This is a genomic window from Paenibacillus sp. GYB004 (genome assembly GCF_036577605.1).
GTDB lineage: Bacteria > Bacillota > Bacilli > Paenibacillales > NBRC-103111 > Paenibacillus_AB > Paenibacillus_AB oceani.
In genome coordinates, this window is the sequence record NZ_JARBDB010000040.1 from 216,805 (window position 1) to 242,181 (window position 25,377).

Genomic DNA, 25,377 nt, shown 5'->3' on the forward strand with positions numbered 1-25,377 from the left:
GCCCTCCAATTGCTACTTAACAACTGCTTTTCTCGACAAAAAGACCTCAGCCTCCACTGTACAGTGGAATTTGAGGTCTTTGTTGCAGAAGCTGGGACGTTTCCAGCCCCCGATTTAGTTCACCACATGGACGATCAGCTTCGCACTGGACACCGCTCCCGATGCGTTCGCCAGCTCCGCCCGGTATTCGTACACGCCCGGCGGCTTGCCCTGCACTGTCGTGACGGCCCGCTGCGCTTGCGGCGTCCGGACAGCCAGCGTCTGCGTATCGATCAATACCCCGTTCTCGTACAGCCGGTACGTCGAACCGTTCGTCCCCCACCACAGGTTCATCTCGATCTGATACTGGCCGTCGCCGTCCCAGTTGTTATCGGAGATGACCGGCTGGGAAGGAGTCGCTTGCGTAACGACCACGGTCAGCACGTCGCTTCGCGTTGTGCCGTAAGCGTTGCTGAGCTCGGCGTAATACCGGTACGTGCCGTTGTCCCTGTAAGTAACGTTCGTGACGGTCGATTGGGCGTTCGGCCCGCGGTCGATCAAGCTTTGCGTGTCGAGCAGCACATCGCTTTCATACAGCTTGTAGGTAGTCCCGTTGTTACCCCACCACATGTTCATCGTCACCGTGTACGTGCCGTCCCGGATGCCCGTATCATGCCCGTTGTCGTCGGACAACACCGGCTTGCCCGGCGTTCCGGTGCTGCTTGCGACAATGTTCGCTACGGCGGCGGTAGCGGTTCCCGAGCGGCCCGCCCAGTCGGTAAATTCAAAAGTAAAGCTGCCGTTCTCCGTGAACGTGTACCGGTCCGAACCGCCGTTATTCGTAATCGTCACCGGTTTGCTCGGCGTCAGCACCGCCGTCACCGCCTCTCGGGTCGGGACCGTGCTGCTGTAAGCGATCGTCGCCGTCGGCGGCGATTGGTCGATGCCGATCACAAGCTGCTTCGGCGCCTCCACATTGCCCGCCCGGTCCACCGAACGGTAATCCAGCGCATAGACGCCGTCCGTCTGCAAATATACCGAGCCGGTCACCGTCGTCCAGGCGCCCCCGTTCAGCCGGTATTCCGTCCGGTCGACGCCCGAGAGCAGGTCATACACGTCGAATGTCACCGTTACGTCGCGGTTGTTGAACGTCCCCGGACCGGTCACACCGTCAGCCGTCGCTTTCGTAACCGGCGGCACGAGATCGGCAGCCCCCATGTACGTCAGCGTGTAGACGCCCGCAGGCCCGGTAAAGTACAGGACGCCCCCTTCCTCGCTTACCTCGCCGAAGAACTCTCCGCTTGCTCCGGAGATTTTCCACGTGCCGCTGGCGAGGTCCGTCACGACATATTGCCGCTCTCCTCCCCCGTAGACGGCGAAGGCTACGGTTCCCTGCTCGCGTACGCCGGCCTTGCTGAACAATACGGCATAATCGCCGATCGCCGCGCCGACCATCTTCTCGGAATCGATCGCCCCCGTCTGCAGCGGAGCCGTGCCGTCGTTATCCATCACCTGCAGCACGTTCAGGAAACGGTCCGTCTCGCTTGATACAGCAGGCGACACTTGAACCCGCCAAGCCCCCGCCTCAATCGTATGATTCGCGCTCCGCGTAGCCTGCGGATAATTCGCGCCGAACACGTCGAACTCGTGTCCCGGTCCGCCGACTTTCTCTATCACAGCGCCGCCCGGACCCGGAAGAAGCGTCTCGTTGACCAGCTTTCCTTCGTAACCGCCCTCGCTGCGAACGATTGTCGTCGTGTTGCCGCTCACTTGCGGCTCTTCCATACTATGCAGGAGCCAATACTTTTTGAAATTCGGGTCGGATGCCTTCACTTTATCGTAGACGATCATCGCGGCCGGGTGAGTCGCATCCTTCAGGTTCAGGAACACGAAGGAACGCTCGTACTGCTGCACTTTGTCGCTGTAGGCGGCAGTCAGATCCCCTTTAATGTAGCTGAAATTCGGCGAATGCAAGTCAGGACCGAACTGTTGTCCGACGACCGGACTGACGTAATTGTTTTTGCCGAGCAAATCCGTGATCCCGGTCGCACTGGGGATATATCGCTGCCCGCCGTCGTTCGCCCAATCGCCGAACTGCGGATCGGCCGGGTCGTAGACGAGCATCGCGTTATGTGCGATCGTCCGCTTGTAATAATGCCTGTCGTGCTCGCTGCCGTACTGGCCGTTCGTCCCCCCGTACATGCCGGAGTCGATCGCCAGACCTCCCTTGTAATAGAGCTGGAAGCCGCCCGAATCGAAATGCTGGTGGTTGCCAAACTGGTAGCTGCCGATCTTCATCTCGGCAACGACGTCGGAGGAACGGCCTCCCGCGCCGTCTGCGTCCCAGCCGGTTCGTGCGATCATCGAGCCGTAAGGGAAGCCGAAGTACCGGGTAAGCGGCAGCTCGCCGACCGGCTTCGCCGGCAGTTCCGGCTCGACGAACAAAATTTCCGACAGCAGATCCGAGCCCGGCGTGTACTGCCTCTTAAATTCATCCAGCAAGTAAGGATCTTTATAATACGAAGCCGCGAGCATCAGCGCAGGCGTATATTTCCAATATACCCCAGGAGCGTTGTTATGCCCCGTCCCCGTATCGCCGTCCACGAGCATTTGTCCGTCCGGACGGCGCGAATAGATACCGCGCAGGATGACGTCTCCCTGCTCGGGAACGAACACGCTGCCGTGTCCCATCCGGTCGAACAGCCACTGCGCCCACAACTCCGGGGTGTAACGGACGCCGAAGCCATAGGAAGCGCCTTGATGGTGCATGCCGGACAAATACCAGAAGTTGCGCGCCGGCACATATTCCTCGAAAAACCGTTTGGCGGACAAATTGTACATCTCCGGGTCCTCGTCGTAAATCGCCGCGCCTGCGGTCAGAAAATCTTTCATCAGCTGATTTTCCGAATAGTGTCCGTTAATCGCGCCGTACCGGATATTCGGATATCCGATCGACATCCGGCCCGCAAGCCGCTTCAGCCCGGCTATGATCGCCGTCTTGTCCTCCGGCTCCAGCAGCGGATAACACCAATCGTAGACGAGCGCCGCCGCGAACATCGTATCGCCGATCGGCCGGAACGTATCCAGTCCGCCGTAGACAGCGGTGTCCATAAAGTTTTGGATCGCCTCTATCGCCAGACGTCCGCTCGCAGCATCTCCCCGCAGCAAATATTTCATCGCATTAAATTCGATCGCCTGCTTCGTGCGGGCGGAGTAGTTGATCCCTCCAGGCGGCGGCGGATCAAGCCAGCCCGGCGGTTTGCCCAAACCGAGCTCAATGAGCTTCCAGCTCTGTCCGTCTGCGGAGACGTAAATATCGAAGTAGGAAAAACGCGTATTGCCGCTGTACCAGGCGATATCGACCTCGCTGACCGATTGCACGGAACCGAGATCGTACACGATCCATTCCTCGGCCCCTTCGGCCGACCAGCGGGATTCGGCGTCCAGGTTGCCGTCGATCGTATTGTTGCCGTCGTACTGGCGGTCCTGACTGCTCCAGGCCGCGCTTTGCACCGGAAGCTTCACCTTCCCGCCGCCGGTATCCTGCGTATAAATCTCCGTCTCGGTGATCGAGTTCCATTGATTGACCGAGTTGCCCCGGCCGAACAGCTTCACATAACGGGCCTGCTCGGCGGACGGGAACGGATATGTCTCGAAATCGAGCGTAGCTCCGCTGCTTTTCCCGGTATATACCGGGATGTAGCTGCCTTGGAGCAGCTTCGTCCAGATCGGCTGGAAGTGAGGCGTCGCGATTTTGGCCTGCAGCTGCGTCACCAATTCCGGGGTTACGTACAGCCTCGGGTGCGCCGCCGGAGGCTTCGGCATGTTCTCGGTCGTAACGTCTTCCTTCGCCGGCACTTGCAGGTCGACCGAGGTATGAGAGCTGCCGTTCACCGTTACGGGAAACGTCGTCGTGTAATAACCCGGCTTCACGGCGCGGGCCACGTACCGTCCGTTCACGACCTGACGGTCGAGCGTAAAGGTTCCGTCCGCCGCCGATACCGCTGCGCCAAGCGATGTTGTATAGCCGGTATCGTTATCGTCGTACAGCGAGACGGCCGCACCGGCCAGCGGTGTCGCCGAAGCCGGCACGCGGACTTTACCGCCCACCGTGTAGCGCTCGGCGGCGGTATCTTTGGCGATCGCCAGATCGGCGCTAACCGGGCTTGTGCCGATCTCCACGGCGACCGTGCCGGCAGCGTATCCGTCCTTGGACACGCTCACGACATAACTGCCGTCCTGGACTCCTTTGCCAAACGTATATTTGCCTGCGGCGTTCGTCACCGCTTTATCGATCGGCTCCAGCAGGCCCGTATCGGCCGCCGGATACAGGTAGGCGTTCGCCCACGGTACCGGAGCTGCGTCCGCCGCATCCGTCACTGTGCCCTGAAGCATCGTTTTGTCCGATAGGCTGACGTCATCGAAATACATCACCCCCACGCTGGCCGAGGAGGAGTATACGATGATGCTCGCCTTCGCGGCGCCCGGCGGCGCGACCATCGAGGCGGTCACCGCCTGCCACAACCCTTGGGTGGCGCCCTGCCCTTTGCTCACCTGATCGAGCTGAACGCCCGCGGCATTGTAATAACGCAAATAAAGGGCCGCCGAGCCGCTGTCCACCCTCACCCGCGCCTCCGCCGTATAGCTTTTGCCCGGGACGACGGGGAACTTGTCGCTCTCCATACCGAGCGAGCTCGTGGCGCTGTTGTCGTCGAGCTTCAAGCTGTAGGAGCCGGAAAATTTCGGATCGGTCACAGCCGTCATCCGCTGGGCGCTGCCAAAGGCGGCGTTCCAATTCTGAAGTCCCGACTCGAAGCCGCCGTTGGCGATCAGACTGACCCTATTTAAGGCAACCGTGTCAAAATAGACCCGGCCGACGTTCGCCATGCCGGTAGCCAGCACGACGGCAACTTCCGTCGCCCCCGCCGGAGGCACTGCTGATATTGCAACGTCGGTCCAGGAGCCTAGCGGAGACGATTTCACCGACGAGACGCTATGGATCATCGCCCCGGCCGCATCGTAGAAATAGAAATAGATCGCGCCATGTCCGCTGATAATATTGATTTTGGCCGACGCCATATACTGCTTGCCCGGCACGACCGGATGGCGGCCGCTGATGACGGCGTACCCGGTATTGCTCTCCTTGTCCTCGATGCGCAGACTGAACCCGCCGGACTGATAATGCTCACTGGTCACGGCCATATTGGCGGCATTGCCGAAGAGGCGGCTCCAGCCTACCAGTCCGGATTCGAACCCGCCGTTCAATAAAGCCAGCGCTTCGGCCTTCGCCTGCTGCGATAACGGCGGCAGCATCCCGAGGCACAGCAGCAGCACTAGCAGCCATACCGTAGCTTTCTTCTTCATCACTTGATCTCCTCTCGATCTCGATTGATCCGATTCGGACAAGCTGATCTTGGATGCGCTTTCTTCCCGGTGCGGAATTCCCTTCTTTGTCGCCCACTGTCGGCGATTTCCGCCTTTCTTGAAGCGCCTTGCTTCTTTTTCCGCAGATCCGCGGGCCGTTCCTCACCTCCTTGTATACGAGCATGATCTATTAAGGAGGAGAACAAGCCGCCCCATGCCCGGCCTGCTCTCGCGCACCTTCTTCCCGAAGTATCCTTGAACGGCAACGTATCCGGTGTAACGGCGCAAGGAAGGGATTGTACGAGCCTCCCGCCTGCACCCTGTTTCCTGATCATGCTATAGTAATCGACCCATACGCCGGGCCGCGCTGCGGCATCAACTTTGGCGCCCCCGTCCGTCCGCGACAGCTTTTGGGCGAGCTCGTACACTTCATCCCACGTCATGCCGTCCTTCGGATAAGAAATGCCATCTATAAAAAACTGAATATTCGGATAATTATTTTGATTATATTCCCCTTACGTATCCCATATCGGTTTTCTGATTTGAGCTTCGCACAAGACAGCGCTTACAACATCTTGCAAACCAGTGGCTCTCTTCTGTCCCGTCTCCCGTTTCTCGCGCCGGTCCCGCACCGGAGAAAGAGGCTCGCCCCCGCGCCACTCCCCCCGATCCGGCCGTTGCCGCCGGCTCACATCAGTTGCTCCTCCAGCCGGGTGCAAAACTGTTCCTCGTCATCGAAGCCGGCCATATGCATCCGCATTTCCCATACCAGCTTCCTCATGTCGGCCTCGCTAATCTTTAAATCATCACAAGTGCGCAGCGTCGGGAAAATCTCCCGGAACATCGAGAACCGGGGCGATCGCGGCAGCGTTTCCTTCCCGACCCACTCCGCCGCCGGCTTCAGCGCAGGCAGCGAATACGTGTTGCGGCGAATCGCAAGCTGCGTCTCATAAGACGTCAGGAACTTGACCAGCGCTCGCGCGGCTTCCTGCACTTCGGTTTTCCGGTTGATGCCAAGACCGATATGGACAAGAAGCGTCCTCGGATCGCCCATATGCGGAATTGGCGACAGCTCGAACGGAATCTCCGCATCTCTAAACGAATTAAGCCGGAAATAAGTCGTCAAGATGATCGAAGCCTTATTCTGCATAAACAGCTGCTCCGTCTCGATATCGCTCCGGATGCTGCCGTCGAACAAGATCGGAAACTTCTCCTTCAAGGTCCGCGCCAGTCTGAGCAGCTCGCTTATCTTGCTCCTGTCGATCCGCCTCTTCCCGCTGTCATCCCGATCGAACGTGAGGCCGTGCTGCAGAAACAGCAGCGGGAAACGGTTAATCGAATAAAACAAGTACGCCAGGCTGACCCGTTCCTTCGGAATTTCCAGTCTGGCCGCCAGGTCGAGCATATGCCGCCAGGTCCAGCTGCTGTCCGGCTCCGGCACCTGTTTGTCCAGGAAATGTTCACGGTTGTAGCACATCACCACCGGCGAGAATATAAACGGCTGTAACAGCAGCTCCCCTTCCGCCCGAAACACTTCGGCCAAAAACGGATAAACATCCGGATTCGCCTCCAACGGCTGCAGACGGCCGAGATTGTCCGTCTCCCTGAGTTCGCGGAATAACGTCTGGTTAATCGTTACGACATCAAGCATCCCGTTATCCATATATTGCGTTATGATGTCGAGCGTATTGGCCGGAAGCACCACTTCCTGCACGTTGATATGCGGATACAACGTCCGGAAGCGCGCCAGCAGCTCCGGCAGGCCGGTCTCGCCGGGTATCGTGTTCTGATAGCACAGCTTTATCGTGACGTTCCCGGCAGGTGCAGGGGCGGTCACTTTATTGCCGACCCGCGGTATTTTCTCGATCAAGCCTTCGGCTACCAGCACCTCCAAGCCTTTGCGCACCGATTGGTTGCTTAACCGGTACTGGACGGCCATCTCTTTCTCCGGGGGCAAAAACTCCCCGTCGGCTCTTCGGCCGCTTCGAATCTCGCTTCGTAAAAGACCGACCATCTCATCCAACCGCGATTGAAATGTTAATCGGCTGGGACGTTTCCTCATTTAGTTCCCCACCATTCCGACTAGCCGGCTGCCGGCCTATACGAATGTCCGGGCTCAGCTCGACCTATTCCCTATACAAATTGAACGAAGGAAAGAAGTGCATTCCGTTCCGAAAAAATGGCTTGAAGCTTCGGCCATCGTGTTGTTGGTCTGTGGATTCCCGGATAGGATGGGCCTTCGGATCGTGGACACTTCAAGGGTATCCTTCACGAATTCAACTTAAATTGATCGTAATGCACATAGAATATGCTGTTAATCCGCAGGCGGACGGGCTCAGCTGGCTTCGTTGCTGCTGTCGTTGCTGCTTCGTTTGCCGCTGTCGTCTTGGGTAACAGCGCCGATTTTGCTCACTTTATGCGCTTGATTTCGGGACAAGATGTTCTCGGATGTGTGCTGATCTTGACGGATAGGAAGTCGGAGTACGCTTGTGCTGGGATGAGCGGGTAAAAGACAGGGGTGTGGGCATACAAATTACACTTTATATTTGTAATGCGTTACAAAACGTTCATATGGACTGTGGAAGTTTATTCATTTTCCGTCTGTAATTTGTAAGAGGTTTGTTAATTCGAATCATACAGCCAATTTCAAGGTCAGTCAATACATTCTTGATGAAACACAACTATTTTTTACCTAAAAGTTGGATTCTCCTCCTTTCTGATGTAGAAAACTATAAATCATATGAACATCAGAACGCCTATATCAATAAACCAACAACCAATGTTAAGAATGATTTACAAATCACATATTGGCCCGGGTATCCCGAAGCAGGAACCGGCAGCTTGGTATCGAAAACTTGTATTACCAGCTTGTATTACCCTGTTTAGGGAGTGCAAAACAACCCCACGATCCGGCCCAAGCGGCTCGGAAAGGAGATACGCGATGACTATTACGATCCGCGAACTACAGGCCGGCGATCCGGACGACTGGCTTCGTCTGGACGACAGCTTTATCGTCGATTCCACCCTCGTCCTCTCCCTTGCAGACGGACGAATCGGATACGAGATTGCAGAAGTACCCGCCTATACGAAACGTTACTCGGACGAATCGACGCCGGCAGACGAAGAGACCGACTTCTCGGCGTACATTGGCACCCCGGATCAAATCGTTTATTTGGCATACGCGGGAGCGCACGCAGCAGGCCGGATCATACTGAGACGCAATTGGAACCGCTACGCTTATATCGAAGATATTCAGGTCGACCGCTTATACCGCCGACACGGCATCGGCCGCCTGCTGATCGAACAGGCCAAGCGCTGGGCGGCCGCAGGCGGGATGCCGGGCCTTATGCTGGAGACGCAAAGCAACAATGTGCGGGCATGCCGCTTCTATGAGAGCTGCGGCTTCGAAATCGGCGGTTTCGATACCCGGATGTACAAGGGCATCCGCAAACAAACCGACGAGATTGCGCTGTTCTGGTATCTGATGTTGGACTGAGGCGCTGGGCCATTACGGGTGCTCGTCTGGAACCAAGGGAGGAACCCGGTATGTTATTTTTCGATTTGGACGGCACCTTGCTGGATTTCAAAAGCGCCGAGTATGCCGGGGTTTTGGCGTTTCACGCCGAATTCCGCTCCTTATACGGCCTCATTGACCATCCCGGCGAATTTTATGAGTCGTGGTGCCGGATCGGCAGCAAGCACTACTCCCGGTTTCTCCGGGGAGAACTGACATTCGGACAGCAGCAGGCGGCGAGGGTTAGGGAGACGCTCCAAGCGGAGCTGTCCGATCGGGACGCACTGGATCATTTCGAGTGTTATCTGCGGCACTTTGAAGCGGGCTGGAAACCGTTCGACGACGTGATTCCTTGCTTAGCGCGATTGAAGGGCCGTCGTCTGGGAGTGATCACGAACGGGGATCCCGTTCAGCAGCGGCTCAAGCTGGAACGGATCGGGGCGGCGGATTTCTTCGACATCGTCGTCGCCTCGGGCGAGGCCGGGGTGTCCAAGCCTGATCCGGCGTTATTTCTTATCGCTTGCGAAAGGACCGGCACCTCTCCGGGCGAGCTGATCTATGTAGGCGATGATCCGGCCGCGGACATCGCCCCCTGCGCCGCGATCCAGGCCACCGGCATCTGGATGAACAGGCGCCATCAGACTCCGGCCGTCCCCGTCCAGCGGACGATCGTGTCCCTGGATGAACTTTTCGACCATTTGCCATGACCGACGAATCATAGCGGCAGCAGCCACAGTCACAATCATGCACGCGGCTTTTTCTACAGACGGCAAAGCTGCTTCCACTTCGACCAGCATTCAGATCCCCTACCGATCTGCGTCCCAAGTAAGTATCTCAAACCCGTTTGGCGTCATAAATTAATAATGCCGAAAAACTTTACTCGGGATATTAACAAGCAAGGACGTGGTTTGCAGTTGAAGATCTCCGTAATTACGGCCGTATATAACGGCGAGGCTTATTTGGATCAATCGGTCAAGAGCATACTTGCACAGACCTACAAAGATATGGAGTACATTATCGTCAACGACGGATCTACGGACAGGACAGCAAGCATTCTCGACCAAGTGGAGGACCCGCGTGTTCGCATCGTTCATTTAAAGCAAAATCAAGGTGCCGCTAACGCACTTAATGTAGCCGTTCAGCAATCGAAAGGGGATTGGATTGCCGTTCAAGATGCCGACGATCTAAGTCGTCCGAACAGACTGCAGGTGCAGAGTGATTATGTGAAAGCCCGCCCCGAGCTTGTTGCTGCTGGATCTTTGGTCAAAAGCATCTCCGGCCATCAGAATCTGTCTCCCCATCATCTCCGCAATGTTGAAGGGTTCTATAATTCTTGCGTAACTCGCGATGAGCTCCGCAATATTCGCTATGAACGATGCCCACTCTGCCACGGCTCCGTCCTGTTCTTGAAGGAAGCGTTTCTACAAGCGGGCGGTTATGACACCTCCTATAAAGTCACCTACGATTACGATCTATGGATGCGATTGTTCGAGATCGGGGAAATCAACAAAATCGAAGCCGTGCTCTATCAATACCGGGTGCACCCCGCCTCGCTTTCTCATTCGAACTGGGGCGTCATGCTGCAAGAGAAGCTCCGGAGTTCGCTCGCAGCGATCCGAAGGCAGTTCGCAGGCAAAACCGCCCCCCGATTCATTGTTTTCGGCGAATCGAAAAGCTGCAAAAACTTCCGTAAACGAATCGTCCCTTCCATTGGGATCGAGACCCTGCAATATGTGACGGAACAATTCAATACCAGGCTGTCTGAAGCATGTCTTCTTCACCAGAAAGGGTCAATTGACGGGATCATCGTTCTGGAGGGCCCTATGAAGAAAATGCTTAAAGCTTCTCTGCTGCAAGCCGGCCTGCAAATTAACGATCACTTCTTCGTCTTGTAAGAAGCACATTCAATAACCGATCAAATAAAGCCACGGATTCACCGGGCTGTTCCACGGATCGTAAGGCAGCAGCCTCTGGGCGATCAAATCCGGGCGCATGTACGAAACTCCGCCGCGATTCAGCATACTGGCCATATACGAGAACGTACTGTTCGAGATCGCGAGTACGTCGCACTGCGACAAGATATAGAAGTCCGGATAAAACCCGGCCTCCGGCAAGGCCGCAGCCAAACTCCCGGACGTCACCGGGTTGTACTCGCGAAACTCGTCCGCCGCTGCAGGATCGTCGCTGGCCACGAACAGAACCGGACGATCCAGCCCGCTCCATACGGCATCCAGCCACACCTTATACCAGGAAGCCGGAGCGAGATAATGCAGCTTCCCGTAAATCTCATGATCCTGCCGGCTTACATAATCCCCTCTCCGGATGTGCAGACCCACTATCGTATTCCCCAATGCCCGCAGCTTGTCGACGCTTGAGGCCAGCCTTTCTTCTACCGGAGGAACGGGAGTGTACAGGGATCGGATGTAGTCCCGGTAAGGAGCGTAATGACTCGTATGCAGCTGGAAATATCCCCAGAAGTCCACGCCGGCATAAGGAGGCGCCACAGACGTCAGCAGCCGCTCCTTCCAGGGGATCAGCTTCTCATCCACAACCGGATATGTTCGGCCGACCGGCATATCGCGGACTCCGAACAACGTCTGCCCGATCCACGCCGGCGTCCGCACTTGCAGGCCGTAACGCTTGGCATACAAATTCAGGAAGGCATACTGAAACAGCTGATTGCCGAAACGGCCGTTCCTCCCCAGCGACGACATCGCGATCTCCCGCCCGCTCCCGCTTCGACCGGCCCGCTTCTTCATCGCCCTTTGTTCCAACTGTGAAAAGATAACGTATTGTAGCTTAAAGCGAGCTTCTTCAGCCCCTTCTCCATCGTCCGCTTCAGTTGGGGCCGCGGTATGCTGCGGTTATGCCAATAGTGCAGCTCCACATGCCCCGGGTCCATCGACAAAACGAAATTGCCGTATGTCTCGTAGTCGGCAAACCCGGACGTATGCGTCCGGTCCACACACATCATAATCGAGCGGTACCACGGCGTCTGCCAGCGGTTCTCGATATGTTTTTTGAGCAGCGACACATGGGATTGCTCGAAAAGCATATAGTGCGAGCAAAACGATTTGGACGATGCCGGATTCAGTCCTACCAGCTTCTCATAGGCCGCAAAATACGGGGGATGGTATTCGTCGCAAGTGTGGAAGATGACCCGGCCGCCGCGCTCGAAGCAGTTCGGGCGGATAAACACCGTATCCGAATCGATGACCAGATAAAACTCCTGCTCGCACAGCCGGTCGCCGCTCAGCTTGATAAACTGCTGGAGCAGCCAGCCCGACCGGTCGATGCCGTTCACCGTATAACCGATCTCTTCCTTCGTAATCGGCAGAAGCGCCGACTCCTCGACGTATGTGCACCCGTTCCGTTCGCAATACGCCCGAATCTCGGGATCGGACGGCGCGACGATATAGACACGCCCGATCGGATGCCGGATGTTGGCTCTGGCGCCGGACACGACATAGGGCAATACTTCCAGATCTTTTCTTACCGTCGGTATAATGATATCGATTTTCGTTCCGCTAGAAGCGGTAGGCGAGGGCTGCAAGGCGAAACCTCCTTCATCGAATGCCGGTTGCCCGGATCGATTCAGCATGACGCTGGGTTGTTATAAATTAAAGAAATGTTTGTTTTGCACCAGTCCCTGAAATTGGAAATACGGGGTCATCATCGCTCGCGAGGGGTGATTCATTTGAAGGATAGCGTCTGCTTCACCCGACTTGACTGCGTGTACGAACGACTGCATCTTCCCCGCAAGACCGGAATCGTGATAAGCCTGTACGTGTATCGGGCAATACGGGGCCACCTCGGTCTTCATGATCCGGCACTGATACTCTCCGCCGATCACCAGTACCCGGGGCATGCCGCTGCCGCGGGCCAGATCCGACTCGCACATCCGGCGGACACAGCAGCGGAGCCTCTCGGTAAACGCGTTTCGCTTGTTGTGATTCGACAGCGAGCTGGCATGAATCCGGTATTCGTACAACACCCGGTCCACTTTCCCGATCGGGCCTAGCCGGAACAGCTTCAGCCACAAATCGTAGTCGTAGGCGATCTTGTAACCGGGATCGTAGCCTCCGGCTTGAATAAACTTCGCCCGGGAAATCCATGCGGTGCCGTGGCAAAACGGACATACCGAATAACGATCGCGATGCAGCGTACTTTCGCCTTGGTTCAGCGCCTGCTCGCGCTCCCGCAGCAAGGCCGGGGAGACGTCGGCGTCGCCGAAGCACGATATTTGCGCACCGGCCACGATCAGCTCCGGACGGGCCCGAACGTATTCGGCCTGTACCTGAAACCGGTCGGGCATACTGCGGTCGTCCGCATCGTGGATGGCGATCCAGTCCCCGGTCGACTGCCAGACGCCGATATTCAGAGACATCGCGGCACCGCAATTGTACGGCAGCAGTACTTTTTTCAGCCTCGGGTCCGAAATGGAGCGGATGATGTCTCTCGTCCGGTCGACAGAACCGTCATCGACCACGATCAGCTCAAAATTCGTATACGTTTGCGCCAATATGCTGCCGATCGCTTCCTCTACGTAACGTTCGCCGTTGTACACGGCCATCACTACCGATAGCTTCAAGCTCCCGCCTCCTCCGAAATGGCCGATCGCCCCGATGGAGCTCGCCTGCTTCTGATTATTAGTATGAAAGAGAAAGAGGAAAAGACAGGGCGAAGAAGCCTCCGCTTTTCGGCGGGAGCCGGAAGGCTTAGATTGTTCGTCCGAATAGGACGGAACGGCGGTAAAGGATCGTTATTATTCAAACTGCCCCTTCTACGAATCGGTATCGGTTCTTTATAATAAGGGGGAATCTGATAGAGGAAAGGAGAGACGATCACAATGCCTCCAGAACGTCCCTGCACCATCCTGGTGACAGGCATTATGGCCAGCGGGAAATCGACTGTCGCCCAATTGCTCGCCGAACGGCTCGACAACTCCGTCCATATCCGGGGAGATTTATTCCGGAGAATGATCGTAAATAACCGCAAGGAAATAACTCCGGACTCCGGGCAGGACGAAATGGAGCAGCTGCGGCTGAGATACCGCCTGGCGGCCCAGACCGCGGACACTTACCGGGAAGCCGGATTCAACGCCGTTGTACAGGATGTCGTGGTCGGCCGCGTGCTTGACGATTTTATTTCCTATGTCCGCCACCGCCCGCTCTATGTGGTCGTGCTGTGTCCGAACCCGGCTGCCGTCGCCTCAAGAGAAGCCGCCCGTTCCAAAAAAGGATACGGCGAATGGACGGTGGAAGCGCTGGACGCCGTGCTGCGCGACGAAACGCCACGGATCGGCATGTGGCTCGACTCGTCCGATCTGACGGCGGAGGAGACAGCCGCAAGTATCGAAAAGCGCATTTGGCGGGAAGGATTAATTTCAGACCGTTAAAGGTTCGCAGGGTAAAGGAATAAAGCGCTCCAGAGGAAGCGGAAGGACCGCAGCTCTGCAGCGCTTTATTGGTAACCGTTGCACGTATCGATTCACAGCTCCGCGTTCGTCTATCGCCCATCAAGCGGAAAGCTTCGTCTCCGCCGGACGAATGAATTTGGCGATTACGCCGTGCTTGGGCGAACAGAGGAAGCTGAAGGCAAACAGAAGGCCCGTCGAGAACGCCATCGATCCGGAGATCGACGTATCCAGCCAAGTCGCGATATAATAGCCAGTTATGGCCGAGATGACGCCGAACAACCCGCTGAGAATCAGCATAACCGACAACCGGTCGGTCCACAGGTATGCCGCCGCCGCAGGCGTAATCAGCATGGCGACCACCATGATCGCACCTACCGCGTCGAAGGCGGCAACGGTCGTCACCGAGACGAGCGACATGAACACGTAATGCATCAGCACGGCCGGTATTCCCAGACTTGCGGCGAGCGCGGGATCGAAGGACGTAATTTTCCACTCTTTATAAAACGCAAGTATCACCACCAGCACGACAATCAATACAAGCGATAAGATGAACACCGCTTCCGGAATTTCCCCAATCAGCGGCAGCTCGATCTTCTCCCACGGAATAAACGTAATCTCGCCCATCAACGTATGCTTGACGTCAAGATGCGCGTTCCCGACCTTCGTGGCGATCAAGACGACGCCGATCGCGAACAAGGTCGTGAATACGACGCCGATCGAAGCCTCCTGCTGGACGCCGCGCGCATGGAACCATTGCACGAGCACGGAAGTCAGCAGTCCGGCCGCAATCGCCCCGATCAGCATATGGATGCCGCTCAGTTCCCGGGTGACCAGGAATGCCGTAACGATGCCAAGCAAGACCGTATGGCTGATCGCATCCGCCATCATCGCCATCCGGCGCAGGATGAGCAGGACGCCGATAAATCCGCAGGACAGTCCGACCAGCGATGCGGTTAATAGAATCCAGCCTGCGTAGCTCATTTGGTCACCCCCCCGTCCAATACTGTCTGACCCGCCATCGGTTGCAGCAAACGTTTCTTCTGCGCTCGCTGCTGCAAGTACGTCACGATCAGTCCCTTGCGCAGTCCGAACGCCAACGAAAAGACGAACAGGGTCGAAGCGGCTATGACGATGAACGGACCTGTCGGCCAGCCCTTGCCTGCCGCGCTGATCAGCGTGCCCGTCATCCCGGCTCCTCCGCCGAACAGACCGGAGAGGACCACCATCCATTTAAAGGAATTCGTCCAATACCTGGCGCTAACGGCCGGTATAATGAGCAGCGCCGCCATGAGGATGACGCCTACCGCCTGAATGCCGATGACGATAACCAGCACCAGTACCGCCATATAGATGCTGTTCATCAAGCGGCTGGACAAGCCGAGCCCTTTGGCAAAGGCGGCATCGAACAGAAATAGCTTCCACTCCTTGTAGCCGATCACGGCGACGAGCATAACGAGCAGCGCCAGCACCGACATCGTCACTACGTCCTTGCTGACCATCGATGCCGCCTGGCCGAAAATAAAGCTGTCCAGTCCGCTCTGGCTGCCCCCCGCTGTCCGGTTGACGAACGTCAGCAGCATAATGCCGAGTCCGAAAAATACGGATAAGATAATGCCCATCGCCGCATCCTCCTTCACGCGCGAGGATGAGCGTATCCAATGAATCAACAGGGCGCCGAGCAGGGCGCTGACCGCGGCTCCGGCGATCATGACCGACAAATTTTTGGAGCCCATAATGGCGAAGCCGACAATCACTCCGGGCAGCGCCGCGTGTGACAGCGCATCGCTCATCAGGCTTTGCCGCTTCCAATAGGAGAAGCAGCCGATGATCCCGGCTGCCGTGCCCAATATTAATGTACTTAATAACACCCACTGCGCATTGTGCGACAACATCGTGATCATCCGAACTTCTCCCCCATCCATCGAAGCGTGCCGCCGTAGGTGCGGTAAATGTTTTCTTTGGTAAAGGTATCCTGCGTCGCGCCGTGGGCGACGACGGTCCGGTTCAGCAGCAGCACGTGATCGAAGTAGTCTTCCACCGTCTGCAGGTCGTGATGGACGACCATAACGGTTCTTCCCTTGCTCTTCAGCCTCTTCAGCGTATCCATGATGGCGCGTTCCGTCGCCGCGTCGACGCCGGCCAGCGGCTCGTCGAGGAAGTACAGCTCCGCGTCCTGCACGAGCGCACGGGCGAGAAACACCCGCTGCTGCTGCCCGCCGGACAACTGGCTGATCTGCCGTCCGGCATAAGCTTCCATCCCCATCTCGGCCAGCGCATTCATCGCCAGCTCCCTGTGCGTGCGTCTCGGCCATTTCAGCCAGCCGATCTGCCCGTACAGTCCCATCATGACGACATCCAGCGCATTGGTCGGGAAATCCCAGTCCACCGAACCGCGCTGCGGAACGTAGCCGATCCGGGACTTCGCTTTGTTATAGGTCGTTCCGAAAAAGGAGACCGATCCGGAAAGTCTGGGGTGCAGCTCCAGCATCACCTTGAGCAGCGTCGACTTCCCCGCTCCGTTAGGGCCTACGATACTGGTCATCGTCCCCGGCAGCACTTGAAACCGCACCTGGTCGAGCACCTGATTTTTGCGATACGAGGCAGACAAGCCGTTTACGTTCAGTACCGGAGTCATTTCACTCACCCTTTCCGCTTAACGCTTTATAGATCGTATCGACATTGTGACGGTACATGCCGATATAAGTGCCTTCCTTCGTCCCCGCATCGCCCATGGCGTCGGAGAACAGCTCTCCACCCAGCTTCACGTCAAGCCCTTGCTTCTTGGCGCCTTCGATTACAGCCTTAATGGATGCAGGGTTGATGCTGCTTTCCACGAATACGGCAGGAACTTTGTGCTTGACCAAAATTTTGATCGTATCCTCGATGTCGGTCAGGCCGATTTCCGCTTCCGTGCTCAAGCCTTGCAGGCCGACGACCTGGATGTCCTGCATGCGGCCGAAGTAGCCGAACGCGTCATGCGCCGTTACGAGCACCCGTTTTTCTTTCGGGATTTGCGTCAGTTTCTCCTTGGCTTCCTTCTTCAGATCGTCCAGCTGCTGGAAATACTTCGTTTTGTTCGCTTCGAAATAATCGGCGTTTTCCTTCGATGCCTTCTTCAGCTCTTCGGTCGCGGCTCCGAGCGCCTGCTTCCACAGATCGATGTCGAACCAGATGTGCGGGTCGGTTGCGCCTGCCTCGTCCTTCAGCAGCTTCTCCTTCGGGAGCGTCTCGCCGATCGCGAGCACCGGCTTTTTCTTGCCGATCTCGGCGAACACTTTCACCATATTCGCCTCCAGATGCAAACCGCTGTAGAAAATGATGTCGCCGCTCTCCAGCTTCTTAATATCGCCTTGCGTGGCTGTGTACAGATGCGGATCGACTCCGGGACCCATCAAGCTCTGGACGTTGACCTTGTCGCCGCCGATGACGGAGATCGGCTCGGCGATCTGGGCGATCGTCGTAATGACGTTAAGTTTGCCTCCGGCGGTTGATCCGCCCGGCTCGCCTGCCGTATTTCTCGAATCGGATGCGCAAGCCGTTACGACCACAGATAAAGCCAGCAACAATCCGATCCCCCATAATTTCGATGTCTTCAGCATGGTTCTCACCACTGTCTTGTTCCTCCTTTAGTTGCCGTTAGGCATGATTATGTAACTTGTACTTCGACAAATGTTTTTCCCTAGGGCAAAATTTATTGTTATATACAAATTAATTGTCCACGAGCAATTTGTCAATACTTTTTTCGAACATTCCGATAAGCCAAAAAGTGAAAATCGCTTGGAACGACGGGAACTTCCGCATTTGCCTAAGGGAAACATAGTTTACCCGCCCAAAATTTATTTTGCCGCGTTTTATCGCAAAGCGGCTCCGCTGCCGGAGGGACGAGATACGGTTAAGGTACTCGAAGGAATGAGTCGGGGAAATGCAACCCGGCGGCAGCTCACGCCCTTTATTCCGATCGGGCAAGACTGCAGCCCGGACGTCCCAATATGACACGCTCCACGGTGACGCCGACGACCGTTTTTCTGCGCGCGGTTAAAAAAGTTGGCACAGGGAAACACTAAAACCATCATAAGCGGCATGCGGAGGATCGGATGATATATTTGTACAGCGCCGGGCTTTTATTCACCGGATTAACCGTCATTAACGCGATCTTCTCTTATCAGAGCAAGCAGATCGATCCTCACTTCTGGAGCACGTTCAAGTTTCAGACGCTGATGCTCCCCTTGTTTCTACTCGCCAATCTGTGCATCGGGTACGGGGTCCGGTTCGGGTACAAAGCGACTCACCAGCTCAGTTATGTGCTTGTGGCGGCCAAGTGTATGGAGATTCTGATTTCCTTGCTGATGGGGTATTGGTTCTTCAAGGAGACGACCAGTTGGAAAACATGGGCCGGCCTTGGTCTGATTGCGGGGGGCGTCGTTCTGATAAAGCAGAAGTAGATGCAGGGCCGGGTCGGAAGGATTGAGGATTGAAGACTGGGGAATGAAGACGGACCGCCGCGTGCACGGAAATTTCAGCACACAAGGCAAGGGTCACTATCAGGTTGCGTGCGGCAGCGGCTGCCGATGACGGTTTTCTCAACGGCAAAAAGCCCAAGCACCCTTCCGGTACTTGGACTTTTGTGAATAACAGCCGAACCGCCATCCGCCCGCAAAGCGAGCAGCGCCCTGGCGTGTTCGTTTCTAGTCAGGGGCGCCCCTCCCTGCAGCAGGACGCCCTCATACTTTCCCGCTTTCAAACCGGGAGATTCGCCGCTCCGGCCTCTCCGTGACCGCTCCCGCTGCCGCCCAACCGGTCCAGCAGCTGCTCCAGCCGCGCAGCCACCCCTTCCTCGGTCTCCAGCCCCGACCAGTACAGCTTCGCTTCCCCATACACCGCATCCAGCTCCTTGATCGACATGTTCAAGGTGCCGAACGTCCGGAACGCCGGAATAATATCGCGATACATATGAAAGCGCGACGGCCGGTACATCGACTCCTTGCCCGTCCATTCCGCCGCCGGCTTGAGACTCGGGATGCTTAACGTTTTCTGCCGGATCATCAGCTGCGCTTCGTACGAGACCAGGAAATCGACGAACAGCTTGGCGCTGTCCTTCACTTTGGAGGAGGCGTTCACCGCCAGCCCGATCGTCATCAACAGCGTCTTCGGGTCATTCAGATACGGCAGCGGCGCCACGTCGTACTCCAGACCTTCCGGCCGCTCGTGATGATTCAAGCTTAGATAAGTCGTCATAATCATCGATACTTTGCCCCGGAAAAACAAATCCTCCGCGTCGGCATCCTTCTCCGACAGAAACAACGGAAACCCTTTCTGCATATGAATCAGCTTGCGGCAAGCCCTCAAGCTGTCGAGCAGCTGCGTGCCGCCAATGGAGAACCGGTTCCGCTCGTCGCGGTCGAAGCGGATGCCGCTCTGCAGCAAGAATACCGGCCACCGGTTGCTCGACGGGAAGTGAAAATAAAAACCCAGCCTCTCGTTCTCCACCGCCAGCTTCGACGCCTGCTCGAACAACACGTCCCAGCGCCAGCCGCTGTCCGGCTCCAGCACGCCTTTCTCGCGGAAATGATCCTTGTTGTAACACAGGATGAGGGGCGTAAACAAAAACGGCTGCCCCTTGAGCTGCCCGTCGTTCGTCGTCATGACATCGGTCAGAAACGGATAAATATTCGGATTCGGCTCCAGCGTCTCCAAATAGTCAAGACCGCCGTTGCGCTTGAAGTCGTCATACCCGTTGTAGTTCATCGTGAACACGTCGACCGCTTCTTCCTCGATCAGCTGCTTGACCGTGCGGAACGTATTGATCGCCCCGCTATAGGTGACGAATTCTACGCGAATGCCGGGATGCCGCTTGTGGAATTCGGCAACCAGCGTCTTCATCGCGGCTTCCTTAGGCAGCGAAGTATGGCAGGCAAACTTCAGCACCACCGTCTCGCTCCGGGCGTACCGCGCCACCTTGTTGCCCACCCGCGGTATTTTCTCGATCAGCCGCTCGGCGACCAGCACTTCCAGCCCTTGACGCACCGACTTGTTGCTGAGCCGGTGCTGCTTGGCATACGCTTTTTCCGATGGAAGGAACTCTCCTTCCCGCAATACCCCTTGTACAATATCGCTGCGAATCTCGTCGACCAGTTTTTCCAGTCGGGCGTGAAACGTTTTACGGCTCGGTTTCTCGTTCATGTTAATCCCGCCATCACTGTTCGTTAGTTTTCTTATCTCTTCAATATAACATAAGGATACGCCGGCCGTTAACGAAGAATTGGGAACGAAAAACGCTTGACCGCCCGTTCCCGCGCCGGCACACAGGTGCAGGCGCGCGTAAACGGACGAATCAAGCGGCAATCTAAAAAAAGAATCCGTAAAATAATCCGGTCAGCGCCGGTAACGGTACACGTCTCCGTTCTCCAGCACGACCCATGGCTTCGGCTGCGCCTCTCCCGCCCGAATGGCCGCGACGGGATGCTGGAACCGGGTCTTCTGGGCGATCTCGCCCTGGCCGGACAACTGAACCAGCTGACCGTGGTCCACAGCCGCCCAATACTCGGTTACGCCGCCGCGGCTCCAGCCGTCCACGTGCCGCACCCGGTCTTCCAGCGCCTTGCGGAACCGGACCGTACCGTCGGGATTCAGCGCATAGAACTGGAAGCCGTCCGAGCCGGCCAAAATCTCGGGCAGTCCGTCCCCGTTGTAATCGCCATGCCGGATCGCATTCACTTCACCGCCGACGTTCCGCTGCCACAGCTCCTGCAGCTTCCCGTTATACCCGGCCAGACGCACTTCATTCTGCTTCGTTCCCATCAGGAAAGCGGGCAAACCTCCGCTGCCGCCCTGCTCCAGCACGTCAGCCACCTTCCAGCCCGGACCGCCGCCGCTGCCGCCACGGGTAACGACGCGTTCGTTCCAATAAGCGTAATACGCATATTCCAGCGCGTAGACGCCTTCCTCCTTGCCGTCGCCGTCAAAGTCGGCAAACGCCATATCTTCGATTCCGTAATAATACAACAAGTCCTCGTATTGAAGCGTTCCGTTCGAATCCAGCCCGTAAATGTACCGGTACTGGGTGCCGACCATCACCCAAGGCGGTTGATCGGCTCCGTTCACATGCGCGACCCGGACGTTCGTGACGCCAAGCAGATTCCCCTTGCGCTCGCGCTGTGCGGCTCCGCTCGGGAATACGTAACTCCACAGCTCCTGGCCCTGCGCATTCAGCGCATGCACGTGCCAGTTCTCCGTAGCGACGAATACGACCGGCTGCCCGTTCAACTGCTGGATCGTCACTTCATTGACGCGCCCGGCAGCCGCGAAGCTCCACATCACCTGGCCGGCATCGTTGATTGCCTGCACTGCGCCCTGAATGCCTCCAAGCACCAGCTCCTCCGTGCCGTCTCCGTTCAGTTCGCCCCATGCGCTGTCCGTCACTTGCTCGGGGAACCGGTGTACCCGCTGCCAGTCGGCCAGCCCTTCCGGATGATCCGGCCGCGGCTTCTTCCACTCGCGCGGATGTTCCCGGTCCTTCACCGTCCGCTCCAGCCGATGCAGCATCTGCTTCGACCAGACCGCGGTACCGGAATCAAGCGCTTCCTCCCGGACCGGTTCGCCCTGGGCATCATAGACGACCCGGTCTTTGCGCAGCGAATGCGTCGTCCATTCCCCGGTGGCGGTATCCATCGAGAACATAACGGGCTGTGCGAACGCCAGCGTCTGCGAGCCGATCCGGATCTGGGTCGCCTCGGCCGCCAGCAGCTTTCCTTCGCCGATCAGATGGAACTTCCCGTCCGAAGCGAAATCGCTGCTCGTCAGCTCCGACTGGACGGCCAGCCATTGCTCGCCCTGCTGACGGATTTCCAGCGTCGTTTCGTTCAGCCGCCGAGTCTGAAGCGCGGGACCGCTCTTACGGCTGGACAGTACGTTGATAAAGCCGGTCTTCTCACCCGCCTCATACCCGCGCTCCTCGAACACTTCGCTGAGCACCGTTTCCTGATCGGCATACGGATACGGGTAATCGGACTTCCAATATTTGCGGAAATGGCCGTACCGGTCCTGCGTGCGCAGATCCGAAGCGTCCAGACTGTGGATCGACATCGTCACGCCCTGCTGCTCCGCTTCGAAGCGGTCGCCGCCGCGAATATTCGGCGTTCCCAGCGTCTGCCACAGATTTTTCAGAACATAGTCGCCGGCTTCGTTCACCGTGACATCGTCGTAAATCACGTAAAAGCTGCCATTCGGACTTACAACCGAGCGCTGCCAGTCCGTTCCGTTGTATTTCGGCACGATGCTGCGGCTCAGCCCGATGCCGTCTACGTCCGCCGACCACTGTAGCTCGGCAAGCGGCGGCTTCTTCCGCTGCTCCCCGTCCTTCGTGACGACAAGCCCGGTGTGATGCTCCGGCGTATTCTCGATATAATCCCGGTCGGTCAGGAACAGCCTGCCGTTCGCCGTATAATTGAGAATCGCGTTGCCGTCCTGATGGCCGTGCGCTCCGGCCGAGAAGCCGTCCAGAATCAGATAGCTGTCATCCAGCCCGAACCCTTCGCGGAACGTCAGCTTATGGAACGTATCCTCCAGCGCTACGTCGAGCGGCGCCTGCTCTTTCTCGATCAAGTCGTCATAGATGCCCGGCTCGATGGAGGACGCCTGCACCCTTGGGTACGCTCCCTCCGGCGGACCGGCCGACTCATCCGGCTTCACCGCCATATACCGGTGGATCGGATAATCCAGATCGCCCATCCGCTGATCCGGGAACGGTCCGGTTCTCGCCCGCTCCAGCAAGAACCGGTAAAGCGGATCGCCGTACAGCCACGTCGCGGCGTTCATCACTTGGGAGTGTCCCCACGAGAACCCGCTGCTGCTGTAGCCGAACGGATACGTGTCCCCGCCGCCGGCCATCACGCCCAAATTATCGATCATCAGCGCGTTCAGATCAGCGCTCGGACGCAAGCTCCGCTGCATGAAATCCAGATTGCCCGTCGCCATGGCGTAATCGATATTCGTCATCGGCACGTGCATCAGGTAATCCGAGCCTTCGTCCAGGCTGATGTACGACGTATTTCCCGTAAAAATCCGTTCGCCCAGCTGCTTCCATCCCGAAGCTTCGGCCAGGCTGTAATAACGGAGGAAATAATCGCTCCCCGCGATCAGCGACAAGGCCGGGAAAATCTGATGGTTCCAGCGCGGACCGCTGGCTGCGGCCCCCGTCAAGTAGCCGTCTCTCGCATTGGCCTCGAACGTCAGGTACAGGGCGGAGACGATCTGCTTGCGCTCGAGCGGCGTGAACAGCGGCGACGCCTCCATGATGGTCCAGTTCTGAATGAACGTGTCGCCGTCCGTCCACATGTTCGATCTTTCGTTCAGTTGCGCCTTCGCCTCCGCCGGATGCCGGTTCAGGAAAGACGCATACCCTTTGAGCAGCTTGCGGTACACTTCGCCGAAGCCCGGATTGCCGGTCAATTGGTAGTTTTCGCCGTAGATTTTGATCGCCGACAGCACGGAATGCAATGCTTTGGCATCCGTCTCGTTGTTCGCCGTCGGCTTCAGCTTCGACAGGCGCGTCCCCGCAGCGGCCAGCGCCGACTGAATATCGGCGGGGCTTGGGTGGCCGTCATATTGCAGATAGGAAGCCGCCTGATCGGACAGCTTCGCTTCCGCCAGCCAAGGGAGAACCGCGGTCGTCTGCTGACCGATAATCTCCAGTAGCCGGTCGACGCCAAGCGCCGCTCCCGCCGTATCGCCCGCTCCGACGATAATCGTATTGCCGCCGAGACCGAACGGGTCGATCGCCGTCAGCAGCTGATAACCGCCGTCCCCCGGATAGACGGCGTCGGCATACGACGCGCGCATCCCGTACAGCCGGGCCAGCAGGTCGTTGTTACCCAGCGAGCCGAGCAGCAGCGTATTGCCGGTCCAGCCGTCGCGGAAATGGTCGCGGTCCGGCGCCGCCATTACGGCTTGAATGCCCCATCTCGTCTGGAGCGCGGTGGCGATCCGCTCGCCGAGCGCCTGCCACTCCTGGCCGGCCGGCACGACGATCTTCAGCCCGTTCAGGTCCGTCGTCCGCTGCAGGGGACGCAGCGGCAAATCTTTGTACGGCGGCACATCGTTCGGATCGAGCACGTTCACGTCCAGCATCGCCTGCGCACCTTCGTATACGGCGGCTATCACGGTCGCCCCCGGCGATACGCCGGTCACGATACCGCCGCTCGCCGTCGCTACTCCGGGATTTGCAGACGTATAGTTCACAGTCCCACCATCCATTACGCGTACATCTCCATTCGTATAACTGCCCAGCATATGCACCTTCTTCGTCTGCCCCGCCACCACCTGCACGGACTCCGGATCGGCGCGGAGACCGCTCAGGCTGCCGGGATCGGCAAGCGCGGCATCGCGAATCCGGACGTTATCCACATAAAACGTGCCGAGACCGGTCGAGATCGTCGCAAACCGGAACACATTCACCATCGAAGCTGAAGTATCCCGAAAGGCGGTATCCTGGCGGAACATCAGCAAGCCGTCATCACTCAGAACCGTGATCGTCTTCTTGCCTGCCGCAGCGTCAAAGTCGACCCGGAACCGGTACCATTTCCCCGGCTCGTATGTTTCGCTCGAATTCGTCCGGACAGCCCCGTCATAATATTCGATCGTCCGGTTCGCCAGCAGCCCGATCCACTCGACCGGCTTCGTCCCTTGCGGGCCCGTGCTTTCCAGCAGCATGACCAGCCGGTCGGCGGTGTCCGCCTTCACCCACCACTCGACGCTGCCGCGTTCGATCGGATCGAACGACACCCTCGCTCCCATCGCCTTCGTCTTGTCGTTATCGGCAATCTTCATCGTCTTGGCGCCGCTGACGGCATACACCTGATCGGTCACCGTCACCTCCGGCCCGGCGTTCGTCCAGCCGTGCTGTCCGTTCAAGGGGCCTACTGCGAAATTCTCAAAATCGTAAAACCGTTCGCCCGCCGCTTCTCCCCGGACCTCCGCCGGACCGAGTCCGATCCCGGCGCCGAAGCTGCCGCCGAATACGACGGCGAACGCAAGCAGAATGCTTAGTGCCGCCTTTGCCGTCCGCAAACGCACGCCGCGCTGTCCTGTGCTTCCCATCCTTTTC

General features: G+C 57.6%; 16 protein-coding genes. 5 read left to right on the top strand and 11 right to left on the bottom strand.

Annotated features, from left to right (window positions below; all coding sequences use genetic code 11):
* Positions 1 to 114: 114 nt before the first annotated feature.
* Entirely contained in the window at positions 115 to 5,343 is a 5,229-nt protein-coding gene (gene hepB, locus PV433_RS17245; protein WP_332073307.1) for a heparin/heparin-sulfate lyase HepB, read from the bottom strand.
* 688 nt (positions 5,344 to 6,031) lie between these two features.
* A complete protein-coding gene (locus tag PV433_RS17250) occupies positions 6,032 to 7,405 on the bottom strand; it encodes an extracellular solute-binding protein (RefSeq protein ID WP_332073308.1) in 1,374 nt (457 codons plus the stop codon).
* An 879-nt stretch (positions 7,406 to 8,284) separates the two neighbouring features.
* Here PV433_RS17250 and PV433_RS17255 point away from each other — a divergent pair.
* The 3 genes from PV433_RS17255 to PV433_RS17265 all read left to right on the top strand — a co-directional run bounded on the left by PV433_RS17255 (position 8,285) and on the right by PV433_RS17265 (position 10,752).
* Positions 8,285 to 8,839 (top strand): GNAT family N-acetyltransferase, encoded by a 555-nt coding sequence (locus tag PV433_RS17255; protein WP_332073309.1) that lies wholly within the window; start codon positions 8,285 to 8,287, stop codon positions 8,837 to 8,839.
* Positions 8,840 to 8,889: 50 nt separating this feature from the next.
* Complete coding sequence (locus tag PV433_RS17260) at positions 8,890 to 9,564, top strand: HAD family hydrolase (protein ID WP_332073310.1); 675 nt, start codon at positions 8,890 to 8,892, stop codon at positions 9,562 to 9,564.
* A 207-nt stretch (positions 9,565 to 9,771) separates the two neighbouring features.
* A complete protein-coding gene (locus PV433_RS17265) occupies positions 9,772 to 10,752 on the top strand; it encodes a glycosyltransferase family 2 protein (RefSeq protein WP_332073311.1) in 981 nt (326 codons plus the stop codon).
* A 9-nt stretch (positions 10,753 to 10,761) separates the two neighbouring features.
* Here the strand turns inward: PV433_RS17265 and PV433_RS17270 are convergent, their stop codons facing one another.
* Genes PV433_RS17270 through PV433_RS17280 form a run of 3 tightly spaced genes read right to left on the bottom strand, consistent with a single transcriptional unit; the run spans position 10,762 to position 13,448 of the window.
* Positions 10,762 to 11,616, bottom strand: coding sequence for an alpha-1,2-fucosyltransferase (locus PV433_RS17270; RefSeq protein ID WP_332073312.1), 855 nt, complete (start codon positions 11,614 to 11,616; stop codon positions 10,762 to 10,764).
* Positions 11,613 to 12,410, bottom strand: a complete 798-nt coding sequence (locus PV433_RS17275) for a DUF6492 family protein (protein WP_332073313.1) — start codon at positions 12,408 to 12,410, stop codon at positions 11,613 to 11,615. The genes PV433_RS17270 and PV433_RS17275 overlap by 4 nt, the downstream gene beginning before the upstream one ends.
* A 60-nt stretch (positions 12,411 to 12,470) precedes the next feature.
* A complete protein-coding gene (locus PV433_RS17280) occupies positions 12,471 to 13,448 on the bottom strand; it encodes a glycosyltransferase family 2 protein (RefSeq protein ID WP_332073314.1) in 978 nt (325 codons plus the stop codon).
* 258 nt (positions 13,449 to 13,706) lie between these two features.
* Here PV433_RS17280 and PV433_RS17285 point away from each other — a divergent pair, with 258 nt between their 5' ends.
* The gene (locus PV433_RS17285) at positions 13,707 to 14,255 is read left to right on the top strand and encodes an AAA family ATPase (protein WP_332073315.1); all 549 of its coding nucleotides are present in this window, start codon (positions 13,707 to 13,709) and stop codon (positions 14,253 to 14,255) included.
* 120 nt (positions 14,256 to 14,375) lie between these two features.
* Here the strand turns inward: PV433_RS17285 and PV433_RS17290 are convergent, their stop codons facing one another.
* Genes PV433_RS17290 through PV433_RS17305 form a run of 4 tightly spaced genes read right to left on the bottom strand, consistent with a single transcriptional unit; the run spans position 14,376 to position 17,875 of the window.
* Positions 14,376 to 15,257 (bottom strand): metal ABC transporter permease, encoded by an 882-nt coding sequence (locus PV433_RS17290; protein WP_332073316.1) that lies wholly within the window; start codon positions 15,255 to 15,257, stop codon positions 14,376 to 14,378.
* Positions 15,254 to 16,177 (bottom strand): metal ABC transporter permease, encoded by a 924-nt coding sequence (locus PV433_RS17295; protein ID WP_190927524.1) that lies wholly within the window; start codon positions 16,175 to 16,177, stop codon positions 15,254 to 15,256. The genes PV433_RS17290 and PV433_RS17295 overlap by 4 nt, the downstream gene beginning before the upstream one ends.
* Positions 16,174 to 16,911, bottom strand: a complete 738-nt coding sequence (locus tag PV433_RS17300) for a metal ABC transporter ATP-binding protein (protein WP_332073317.1) — start codon at positions 16,909 to 16,911, stop codon at positions 16,174 to 16,176. Before PV433_RS17300 ends, PV433_RS17295 begins: the two co-directional genes overlap by 4 nt.
* Position 16,912: 1 nt before the next feature.
* Positions 16,913 to 17,875: a metal ABC transporter solute-binding protein, Zn/Mn family gene (locus PV433_RS17305; protein ID WP_332073455.1), complete on the bottom strand. Its 963-nt coding sequence runs from the start codon at positions 17,873 to 17,875 to the stop codon at positions 16,913 to 16,915.
* A 495-nt stretch (positions 17,876 to 18,370) separates the two neighbouring features.
* On the opposite strand from PV433_RS17305, the gene PV433_RS17310 reads away from it, so the two are divergent.
* Complete coding sequence (locus tag PV433_RS17310; protein ID WP_332073318.1) at positions 18,371 to 18,718, top strand: hypothetical protein; 348 nt, start codon at positions 18,371 to 18,373, stop codon at positions 18,716 to 18,718.
* Positions 18,719 to 19,013: 295 nt separating this feature from the next.
* On the opposite strand, the gene PV433_RS17315 is transcribed toward PV433_RS17310, so the two are convergent.
* Both PV433_RS17315 and PV433_RS17320 read right to left on the bottom strand, forming a co-directional pair.
* The gene (locus PV433_RS17315; protein WP_332073319.1) at positions 19,014 to 20,456 is read right to left on the bottom strand and encodes an extracellular solute-binding protein; all 1,443 of its coding nucleotides are present in this window, start codon (positions 20,454 to 20,456) and stop codon (positions 19,014 to 19,016) included.
* Between the two features lie 192 nt (positions 20,457 to 20,648).
* Positions 20,649 to 25,370: a hypothetical protein gene (locus PV433_RS17320; protein WP_332073320.1), complete on the bottom strand. Its 4,722-nt coding sequence runs from the start codon at positions 25,368 to 25,370 to the stop codon at positions 20,649 to 20,651.
* Positions 25,371 to 25,377: the final 7 nt, after the last annotated feature.